Raw genomic sequence first — 10,373 nt, 5'->3', positions numbered from 1 at the left:
CGCGGAGCGGGTACCTGAGCGCTGCGCGCTCAGGAGAGAACCCCGCTTCGCTGCGCTCAGCGGGCTCGGCTTCGCCGAGCAAGGCCGGCCCTTCGGGCCGGGGTCCTCCGCTTCGCTGCGGACTGCTTGGGGTTTTGCTGCGCTCCACCCCAAGCTGGGGCCGCTTCGCGGCCCTGGGAGACTCCCGCGCTGCTCGCGGGAGGTGACCCCGTTTCACGGGGTCCGGGCCTACGGCCCGTTGGGCGGGTCCGCTCCGCTCCCCCACCCGGGCCCTTCCGGCTCCGCCTCCAGGACCAGCCCGCTCCGCGGGCAGCCAGCAGCAACGGCCGGCGGGGTCACATAGTCTGTCCACGCCGCGGCTGGGACAGGTAGCGCAGAGGTCGACGCACCTTCTTGCTAAGAGGGATGACGCCGGTTCGAATCCGGCCCACCCCGCCGCGCGCCATTGGACAGTGTCGCTACGTTCCCTTTCCAGCTCTTCCGGCCTCGCCCTCAGACCCCGTACCCGCCACCGTCACAGATACAGGGCTGAGGCTCCTCCTCCGATGCCAGGGCCAGCGAGCCCAGCCTGCACACCAGTTCCTCATCACTCAGGAGACCTCCGAACCGGTCCCAGCTCGCATGAACCGTCTAGGAGTCAGCCCAAGGTCGAAAACCGGCTCGTGATCGTCTGCGGCCTGTCATCGTCCTCCAGCATGTAGGCGCACAGATCCACCGCACTGACCTCGCGCCACGAAAAAGAGCCCTCACCAGGCCCTCAACCCCCACTCACACCAACCCTGACCCTCACAACCCGTGCGTCGGGGAGTTGTGCAGGACGTCCGAGTTGTAGGAAGACCGGTCACTCACCGCCTGCTCCCTGCGAGCCTGCTCTATCCGCAGGCCCTCCGCCGTCTCCGTACGCCGGTTCCCCCGCTGCAGCAAAATCCGCACCATCCACAACGCGGCCAAGCCCATCACGCCAAAGAACACACCAAGCTCGATCATGCGGCCCCCATCACACGAAGCCGGAACGCAAACCCTACCCACAAGCTGAGTGATACAGGCAGAAAATCGAATGCGGGTCCCCCAGGGCTCCGCCCTGGGCAAGGGAGGGTCGGGGCTCCGCCCCTCCCGCTCCGCGTGAGCGGGAGGGGTTCACTCCGTTCACCGCCCGGCGGGCACGCTCCGCGAGCCCGCCAACTGCATTGGAGCCGGGGGCCGGCCGCCGGCCGACCCGCGGCCTCCGCTCCGCTCCAGCCACCGCCCGCGCTCCGCACGGGCCAAGACCAGGCAGGCAGTAGACCAGCCATCAGGCCGGAAGGGGATGAGGCCCAAACGGCAGCAAGGGGGGAGGGGTGACGGGTCGTCGGGGAGGGCCCGTCACTGGGGCGAGCCCACTGCCACGATCGGGTAGAGCTCTACCGCCGAGCACGCTCCGGGGAATCACCAGCCAGCTCCCGCAACGCCACCCGGGCGCCTCGATAGGTCCCGAGAAGACCCAGGACCGTGATGGCGACGTACATCCAGACCAAGACACCGTCGAAATAGTTCACGACCACGATGGCCGTGAACACCTGGACAGCCGCGAGCGCAACATTGCCCAGCAACCGCAGCAGCGGATGAACTTTCATGCCCACAAAACCCCACTCCCTCACACCAGCGACGTTGGCACAGTAGACGCCCCCGCCGCATCCGGCAGTCCACCCGGTCACCCCCTACTTCTGCTAGCCGGTCCGCGAGCGGGTCGTGATCCTGTGGAGGCGAAGTCGGAAGGGCCCTGGGGTGGGGGAGTGGAACGGAAGCAGGGGCCCAATCTTCCAAGCGAAGGGGCCGGATTGAGGGGCCGTCAGGGCATCTGTCTGGCTTGCGACAAAACCAGACTAACAGCTTCACTCCACGTTAGGGGGAATCTCGGCCCTCTATGTGCGTCATTTTAATATCGAGATAGACTCTGGACTCAGAGCGCACCGCCAGGAGTGCCCCCGAAGTTTAGCGAGATCCGCCGTAAGCCCTCGCCGGTGCTCCGGTGAGCCAAATCAACCAAGCACCCGAGTCAGTCCCATCGTAACCACCGCACCGCATCTACGTGCAGGATTCCCGCTCTTCGCTGCTCGAATCGACCGGACGACACCCAGGAGGAGGCAAGCGGATATGTGGACTACTAACCGCCCTGATCACCGCGAGACCGCCCAGCGAGAGGCCATTGACGCGGTTCTTGCGGCTCTCGAATTGCCTGCAAGGTCATTTCTGCCCGAACGAGGGCTCCGAACGCAAGTGATCATGGCGACCGGGTCCGGGAAGACCCGGGTGGCGGTCCGCAGCGCGGAGGAGCTCCATGCGGGCCGTGTGCTGGTGCTGGTGCCCTCGCTGGACCTGCTCGCCCAGACGGAGGTCGCGTGGCGTGAGGGCGGCCGCCGGGGCCCGATGATCGGGGTGTCCTCGCTCCGGGGCGAGGAGGTGTCCTTCCCTAACACCACGGACGTGAACGAGCTGGTGGAGTGGACCCGCGGTCTGGAGAAGGTCACCGTGTACGCCACGTACGCCAGCTTGGGCCTGGGCACGCTCGAGAAGGCTCACAACGCCGGCCTCACGGCCTGGGACTTGATCGTGGTCGACGAGGCACACCGGACGTCCGGTCGGATCGGGAAGCCGTGGGCGGTCATCCACGACAACACCCGGATCCCGTCGCTGCGCCGGCTGTACATGACGGCCACGCCCCGGATGTGGCAGCTCGGAGACGAAGACCAGGCTGGCTCCCCCGGTGAGCTGGTCGCGAGTATGGACGATGACCCGGACGGCCCGTTCGGCAGCCGGTGCTACAGCCTGTCTCTCTCCGAGGCCATCGACCGGGGCATCTGTGCCCCCTACCAGGTCGTCTGCGTGGACGTCACCGACACCCACCTCCAGGCCGCGCAGCTCCTGGGCGCCGAGGCCCGCTCGGACGAGGTCCGCGGGGCCCGCATGGCAGCGCTGCAGACCGCGCTGGTGAAGGCGTCGGCAGAGGAGGGCTTCCGGCGCACATTGGTCTTCCACCACGTCGTGAAGGAGGCCGAAGCGTTCGCGGCCGGCCTCCCGGACGTCGCCGGCCAGCTCCACGCCAGCGACCCGGAGTTGTACCCGGCCACGATCTGGGCCAACTGGCTGTGCGGCGACCACAAGCCGCTCCACCGCCGCCGCGTCCTGGCCGAGTTCGCCGAGGGCATCGCCACGGACGGCACCGTCGTGGAGAAGGGCTACCTCGGCTCGGTGAAGGTGTTGGGCGAGGGAGTCGACACCAAGAACTGCGACTCCGTGTACTGGGCCGACGTGCGCGGCTCCATGCCCGACCTCGTCCAGGCCGTGGGCCGGGCCCTGCGGATGCACCCCGGCGAGGGGAAGATGGCCTCGCTCGTCGTGCCGATCCTGCTCGGACCCGGCGAGACCGCCGACAACATGCTCACCTCCCGCGCGTACGGCGGCCTCGCCAAGCTCCTCGAAGCGCTCCGGGCGCACGACGCGCGGATCGTGGAGACCCTCGCCGAGCAGCAGGCCCCGAGCCCCTACAGGCCCGTCAGCGAGGACAGCAGCGGCAACGGGACCGGCAGCGTCAGCGCCCCCGCCAAGGCCCTGCTGAAGTTCAGTACGCCGCGCGACCCGGCCGCGCTCGCCGCATTCATTAACCTTCGGGTGCTGAACCCGGAGCACGAGCACTGGCGGCGCGGGGTGGAGGCCGCCGTCATCTACGGCCGTATGCACGGCGACCTCAAGGTGCCGTTCACGTTCCGCGTCCCGGCCGCCGAAGACGCCGAGAAGGCTGGGTGGCCGGCCTCGCTCGCCGGGTTCCCGCTCGGGCAGTGGACCACTGACGCCCGCCGCTTCTACAACCGCGGCGACATGGACCCAGAGCGCGTCGACCAGCTGGAGAAGCTCGGCATGGTCTGGTCCCACGCCGACACCGCCTGGGCCGAGGGCCTGGCCGCCGCCCGCGGCTGGGCCGCCCAGCACGGCCACCTCCTCGCGCCGCTCGACGCCGCCTACCAGGGCGCAGCGGTGGGCATCTGGCTGAAGAACGCCCGGGCCGCCGCACGGAAGGCCCGCGAAATCGAGCAGCGCCGGGCTGAGGGGCTGCCGGTGGAATCGTCGGCCGGGGCGATGACCCGGGCCCGGCGCGAGCAGCTCGAGGAGATCGACCCGTCCTGGTGCCCCGTGTGGCCAGTGACCTGGCAGCGCTGCTTCCACCTCGTCCGCCAGCACCTCGACACCGGCCAGCCGCTACCCACCACGGTGGGCGAGGCCGTGCGCCAAGGCGAAGACCTCGGCCGGTGGGTCACCTCCGTCCGGCACGGCTGGGACCAGCTCACCACCGTGCAACAGTGGATGTGCGAGCAGATCCTCGGCATCGAGCCCGCCAGCGAGGACGAGAAGCCCAAGGCACGCACCAGCCAGGCGAACAAGTGGGCCATGCACTACGCCGCCGCAGCCCAGTTCTTCGCCCGGGAAGGCCACCTCACGGTACCCCGCAAACACGTCGAGACGATCACCACCGGCGACGGCCAGGCACAGCAGGACGTGACGTTGAAGCTCGGAACGTGGGTCGACAATCAGCGCCGCCGGGCCGCTGCCCTGTCGCCAGAGCGGGTCGAGCAGCTGTCCAAGGTCGGAATGCGGTGGGCGTAGAGCCCCCTGCACGAGTGTCCCGCGCCAGGCTGGCGCGGGACACTCGTGCGTCGTCAGGGCTGCATCGCTCTCCAGCCCTCGATCAGCTCAGCCTGCCAGTCCTTCACCGGCTGACGTGGAACCACGTGGGCGGTCCGCTCCGTGTTGCCGTCGCTCTTGGGATGGCCCGCGCCGGAGTCCTCACTGGACGGGACAGTCGCGTCGGCAGGACTGGTCGGGTGGAGGAGCTGTCCTCCGAAAATGTTCTGCAAGCGTGAGAGGTCCGTTTCCTTACCCAGCGGGAGCCACCCGTCGGGCAGTGAGGTCGTCGCACCGGATGGCGGCTCCGTCCCGACGGGAGCGAAGAACATCTGAGCAGGCTCTTCCCACACTGTCGACTTCAGGGCGACCTGCGCGTCGAAGACTTCCGGCCGGAGCTGTAGAACACCGTCTCTCCACAGGGCTTCGATGTAGGCCAGGAGCTCGATCGTCGCGACCATGGTCCAGGCGACCAGCGGCACGGCAGCCCGGAACCGGTCTCGCAATCCGAAAGGGTCGCCTTCCTTCCGCCGCTCCGTATCGTGATGCACCACGTCGCCGTAGATCCAGGCCAGGGCCAGCCGGTGCGCATCGAGGTCGTGTTCCTCGCCAGTCGCCATGTTGGCGACCAGGACCCGGTAGGCAGCATCCGCGGGCGTGGCCGGGGCCACCCGCGTCTTCCACTCGGCACGCACTGCTCGGACCCTCTCCGCATCCCGCGGCAACTCCCGGCAGGCGTAGCCCAGTGCCTTCATGTGGAAGCAGTCCTCGGTCGCCAAAAGGATCGGCCGGATCCGCGCCGCGGCGGACTCAACTACCTCCTCCGCCGGCAGCTCATGCCGGATTCGGATCTCACCATTCTCGAAACGGACACCGATCTTCGGGTCGATGAGCGCCACGAGCTTCTCCCAGTCTTCAGCAAGGGAGTGCTCTGCCACACGACGCGCGCGCACCACGAACGACTCAAGACACTGCCGGTTCTTCTGCTCGATCTCCGCCTGATCGCGTGCCACGCGCGCCCCCTCACCTTGAGACCAGCATGACGGGCCGCCCGCCGCCCAGACCACCCAATTCCATCAGGGACGGTTCCGTGATCGTCAGCTGGTCAGGGGCCGTCGCCGGACCCGTCCCAACGACGCTGATCGCCCGGGCGCGGGTCATACAAGGCGCGGCCGCCGGCGCCGAACTGGCCGAGCTCGGTCATCAGCGCGGCGCCCGGTCTGGATCACGTCTGCCGTCCAGCCGGTGATGCCGAGCAGCAGTCCGTCGAACGGGCCGCCGACGAGCTCGGCGTAGGTGCGGCCGGGCCGTGGGCCCAGGTTCGGGTCGTCGTGGTTCGTGCCGTAGGCCCGGCCGCGCAACAGCTCCTCATCCCTGTCCAGGCGTCCCAAGCTCCCAGCCTCCACTGACAGCGAGGTGCCCTGCCGTTGTACTGCGGTTCGGCTCCGAGCCGTGGGCGGATGACTTACCTCGCGAGGCTTCTCACCCGCCTTTTCCCTCCACGTTGCGAACCGGTGGTCTTTAGCCTGGAACGCATGCCGCAGCCCGAGTTCAGTGCCGATGACTACGTCAACCCCGAGGCCCCCGAGGACGAGCTCCGTCTCAGGCCGGACCACCCGCGTGTCCGTGACCACTCCTACGACTGCTCGCGCAGCACTCAGGAGCTGGACCTCTGGAAGAAGTCGCTCATCGCTACGGTGATGGAACCCTGGGACGCCTACCCCGACCTGTCGGCGATTCCCGAGAACGCTGAGCCGGGCCCCTCGCTCACGCTGTTCGTCAAGGAGCGACGGCGTGGGCCCGGCTACGTGGCCGACTTCGTCTACAAGGCGGCCGATCTGCCGGTGACCGTGCACGGCATCCTGGCGAATCAGGGAGCCGGCCTCGGCGTGATCGAACTCGAGCTCTGGCGCCCGGACTGGGGGTACTGGGACGACTTCGGAGACTTCGTAGGGCCCTCTCAGGACGATGTGCCGACGGCTGTTTCCGCACCGATCACGAGTGATGTCCTGCGCCGCATCCCATTGGGGCAGATCGTCGCACGTGCCCAGGCCGAACTGGCCGACCAATCCTGGAGAGACGAGGGCGTGACCACCCTGGGACTCGGACGGCTTCAGGACGAATCCGGACCAGAGCTCGCCCCGGCGTCCGTACAAGCTCTAGAAAACGCCAGCGCACTCGCACAGCCCGCGCAGCGAGGACGACCGCCACTCGAGGAAGAACTCCTTCACCGTGTGGCCCACGCCTATCTCCGTGAAGCCATCAACGGCCCTGGCCTCCACCGACGCCTTGCCCAACTCTTCGACCGCCCTGAACCGACCATCAAGGACTGGATCAAAGCAGCCCGCGAGTGCGGCTACCTCTCCTCAGCCGTCCCAGGTCGGCGGGCAGCTGGACCTGGGCCGCTCCTCAGTCACCCCGCGGGCGGGCCCTGCCCTCCATCGGCTTGAGCGGGCCCGCTTCTCCACTCTGAGAAACGGTCTCGTTCGGTCAGCTGCACCTCAACAATGCCTACAGCGGGGCTTGCCCAGGGTCGCCTTCGGCTTGCCCACGCTGTCGGCAGGGGCTTGCCCAGCTCTCATGAGGCTTGCCCGGGACGGAAGCGGGAGCGCCAGCCGCGGGCCTTCTCGGCGGTCTCGGCGGTCTCGGCGGCCTCCGCCTCGAGGCGGTCGCGCTCGGCCTGGTCCGCGGCCGCGACGGTCTTGGCCTCGCACGGCTCGCACAGCGTCGGGTGCCACCGGTGGCCCGGCTCCGGGGAGAGCTGGGTGTTCTCCCATCGGTCGTTGTCGAACTTCGTCCCGCAGCCGACGCAGGCAGGGCGGGCGGCCTCGCGCTCGGCCCTCTTCTGCTCGGCCGCGCGGCGCAGCTGCTCCTGGTACTCCTCCTGCTGTGCTCGCGCCCGCTCTGCCCGGCGGGCGAGGACGGCGTCCCGGCGGGGGTTGCCGATCGCGTCGCGCAGGGGCTGCATGTGGGTGCGGCCGAAGCGGAGGAAGACCGGACCGTTCGGGCCGTGGGCGCGCAGGTTGCGCAGGCCGGTCGCGATGATCGGGATCTTCCTGTCGTAGCTGCTGAACCCGTCGGCCGGCTCACCCGCCCACAGCGGCCGGGTCAGCTCCTGCAGCCGCGGGACGGTGCGGTTGGGGTCGCGGGCGCCGATGTGGTTGAAGACGATCAGGACCGGCGGGTGCGGGGCCTCCCCTCGCTCCGCGACGCGGGCCATCCAACGGGTGCGCCACATCGACTTGTCCTTGCCGTCGGTGTCCTTGATCGTGCGTTTGAAGAACCGGGAGTACTTCAACAGCTTGGCCGCGATCTCCTCGGCGGTCTCGTGGCAGTTGTCGACCTCGATGAACAACAGCGGGATCTGGTCCTGCGGGGCGGTGAGCACGATGTCGGCCTGGGCGCCGCCCTTGCCCGGCGCACCCCAGGTGCCGGTGGCGGGCAGCGGGGCCTCGGTCGCGTACGAGGCGATCGTGCCGATGCCGCCGGGTGCGTCGGCGGCGGCCTGCGCGGCAGCCTTCGCTTCGGGCGGCTCCGGGGTGAGCAGCCGGAGGTCGGGCTTGGGGCGGAGCATGGCGATGATCGTCTCGTTGACGGCCATGGGGTGCGTGGCCCCGCTGGAGCCCGCGCCGCGCGCAGTGGAGCCCATCTCCGTGAGCGGGCGTCCGAGCTCGTAGGAGGCGGCTTCCAGGCCCTTGGTGGTCAGGTTGCGCAGCGACTCCCCCGCCCGGGTGGTGCCGCCGTTCTCGGCGAGACCGTGCCTGCGTAGATCGGAGAGCGCACCCGCGTGCGCAGCGGTGCGGGCGGTCTTCCGCTCCGAGGCCGTCGCCTTCGTCGTGTGCCGGTAGGTCAGGTGCGGTGAAGCGATCCGCTGGATCTGGTCGGCCGTGGCCACCTTCAGCACACCGAGCACCCGCAGCACATCCCCGCGCAAGTCGTTCGAGGAACCCGCCGGATTCGTCAGCCGCCTGCCTGCCATCAGCTCCACCCCTTCGTCACTCGCGACCAGTTGCCGACCGCAAGCCGGGCCAGTCCAGTCGTGGAGGGCGCCGGGCCTCCCTGGAACCCGATGATCTCTTCCCACACGGACAACAAGAGGGGAGAAGAGGGGTGTGACGGCGCGGATTCCTCGCCGATTCGCACGCTGACCAGCATGTTTGCCTCCGCCCTCAGTGTCGGGCACCCAAGTGGGTTCCGAAGGGGGGTCCGAAGTGCCCCCTCAAGGAGCCCACTTCGGCTTGCCCAGGCGCTGCGGGGCTTGCCCGACCCGAGCTCGGCCTGCGGCAGGGCCGCCAGCCGCGGGCCGCCTCTCGCACAGGAGTGGATCGTCGCCATCGTCATACCTCCTTCGTTCACCTTCAACCGCCCCGCGCCGGGGCCGTGCGGGAGAGCGTGCAGAGGTACCCCTTGACCGCCGTCTGACAGCCGTCGGCAGCGGAGCAGGTCAAGGGGAAGTACGGCGCACGCGGCCGCACGGTCGACCTAGTCAAGGGGGCCGCGGCCGACGCCACCGTCGAGTCGGGCGCCGGTCAGGGGGTCCGTTACTGAGTTCGGCTCTCCAGGGTGACTTTTCGCGGGGTGCCTGACGGGGCTGGGTTGTTGGTTGTATTCCGTGGTGTGTGAGGTATGCGGATGGGGGCGGGCTGACTCCGGCAGGACGTCAGCGGCGCGAGACGGTACGGATGCAGGCGGCCGAGTTGTTCGAGCAACGGATCAAGCCGCCGGAGGTCGCCCGGCGTCTGCGGGTGAGCCGGAAGTCGGCCTACCAGTGGCACCAGTTGTGGCGGGACGAAGGTGTTCAGGCCCTGGCCTCGGCCGGGCCGGGCGGGTCACGGTGCCGTCTGTCGCCGTACTGCCTGGAGAAGCTGGTCACCTACCTCGAGCAGGGGCCGGCCGCGCACGGCTGGGTGGAGGACCAGGTGTGGACCGCATCAAGGGTGGCCACGCTGATCGGCAGGAAGTTCCACGTCACCTACAGCGTCTCGGGTGCCACCAGGCTGATGCACCGGCTTGGGTTCTCCCCGCAGGTGCCCGCGCGGCGGGTCGCCGAACGCGACGAGCAGGCCGTGAAGGTGTGGCGGGAGGCGACCTGGGCGGAGGTAAAAGAGTCCGGGCGGCCTGCGGGGGATACGTCTGCTTCGAGGACGAAGCCGGCTTCACCCGGAGGCCGCCCCGAGGCCGGACCTGGGGCCGGCGCGGCGTCACCCCGGTCGTGACGGTCAGCGGACGACGCTCGGGACGCCTGTCGGTCGCCGGACTGATCGCGATGCGGCCGGGTTCCCGGACCCGGCTGTGCCACCGCTTGCGCACCCACCCCGCCGGCAAGGGAACACGTCGCAGTTTGGGCGAGCGGGACTTCATCACGCTGATCAACGGCGTCCATCACCTGGTCAGAGCACCGATCGTGCTGGTCTGGGACCGCCTGAACACCCACGTCTCCCGCCGGATGCGGGACCTCGTCGCCGAACGCGACTGGCTGACGGTGTTCCTGCTGCCCGCCTACTCACCCGACCTGAACCCGGTCGAAGGCGTGTGGGCACACGTCAAACGCAGCCTCGCCAACCTCGCCGTCATGGCCCTCGACCGACTCGAAACCCTCGTCCGCAACCGCCTCAAACGCCTTCAATACCGGCCCGACACCCTCGACGGCTTCATAGCCGGCACCGGCCTCACCCTCGACACCCCAACGTCACCTTGAAAAGCCGAAGTCAGTAAGG

General features: G+C 69.0%; 7 protein-coding genes and 2 pseudogenes. 4 read left to right on the top strand and 5 right to left on the bottom strand.

The annotated features are described in order from the left end of the window. Positions 1-786: 786 nt before the first annotated feature. A complete protein-coding gene (locus ABZZ20_RS31820; protein ID WP_356875604.1) occupies positions 787-987 on the bottom strand; it encodes a hypothetical protein in 201 nt (66 codons plus the stop codon). A gap of 413 nt (positions 988-1,400) precedes the next feature. Continuing rightward, on the bottom strand, positions 1,401-1,613 hold the full coding sequence (locus tag ABZZ20_RS31815) for a hypothetical protein (protein ID WP_356875602.1): 213 nt from the start codon (positions 1,611-1,613) through the stop codon (positions 1,401-1,403). A gap of 520 nt (positions 1,614-2,133) precedes the next feature. On the opposite strand from ABZZ20_RS31815, the gene ABZZ20_RS31810 reads away from it, so the two are divergent. After that, positions 2,134-4,638, top strand: a complete 2,505-nt coding sequence (locus ABZZ20_RS31810) for a Helicase associated domain protein (protein WP_356875600.1) — start codon at positions 2,134-2,136, stop codon at positions 4,636-4,638. Between the two features lie 53 nt (positions 4,639-4,691). On the opposite strand, the gene ABZZ20_RS31805 is transcribed toward ABZZ20_RS31810, so the two are convergent. Further along, positions 4,692-5,669 (bottom strand): hypothetical protein, encoded by a 978-nt coding sequence (locus ABZZ20_RS31805; RefSeq protein WP_356875598.1) that lies wholly within the window; start codon positions 5,667-5,669, stop codon positions 4,692-4,694. Positions 5,670-5,761: 92 nt separating this feature from the next. After that, positions 5,762-6,038, bottom strand: a pseudogene (locus ABZZ20_RS31800) (hypothetical protein). A gap of 153 nt (positions 6,039-6,191) precedes the next feature. Here ABZZ20_RS31800 and ABZZ20_RS31795 point away from each other — a divergent pair. Then, positions 6,192-7,106: a hypothetical protein gene (locus ABZZ20_RS31795; protein ID WP_356875596.1), complete on the top strand. Its 915-nt coding sequence runs from the start codon at positions 6,192-6,194 to the stop codon at positions 7,104-7,106. Between the two features lie 128 nt (positions 7,107-7,234). Here the strand turns inward: ABZZ20_RS31795 and ABZZ20_RS31790 are convergent, their stop codons facing one another. Beyond that, the gene (locus ABZZ20_RS31790; protein WP_356875594.1) at positions 7,235-8,635 is read right to left on the bottom strand and encodes a replication-relaxation family protein; all 1,401 of its coding nucleotides are present in this window, start codon (positions 8,633-8,635) and stop codon (positions 7,235-7,237) included. Between the two features lie 664 nt (positions 8,636-9,299). Here ABZZ20_RS31790 and ABZZ20_RS31785 point away from each other — a divergent pair. Beyond that, positions 9,300-9,872 carry a winged helix-turn-helix domain-containing protein gene (locus tag ABZZ20_RS31785; RefSeq protein WP_356875610.1) on the top strand — a complete coding sequence of 191 codons (573 nt, stop codon included), beginning with the start codon at positions 9,300-9,302 and terminating at the stop codon, positions 9,870-9,872. Continuing rightward, positions 9,848-10,354 (top strand): annotated as a pseudogene (locus ABZZ20_RS31780) (transposase); the annotation flags it as partial. The gene ABZZ20_RS31785 and the pseudogene ABZZ20_RS31780, both read left to right, overlap by 25 nt. Positions 10,355-10,373: the final 19 nt, after the last annotated feature.

The sequence above is a fragment of the Streptomyces sp. NPDC006430 genome, assembly GCF_040612395.1.
GTDB lineage: Bacteria > Actinomycetota > Actinomycetes > Streptomycetales > Streptomycetaceae > Streptomyces.
Note: the sequence above shows the minus strand (reverse complement) of the source record. Positions and strands in the feature narration are given on the sequence as shown.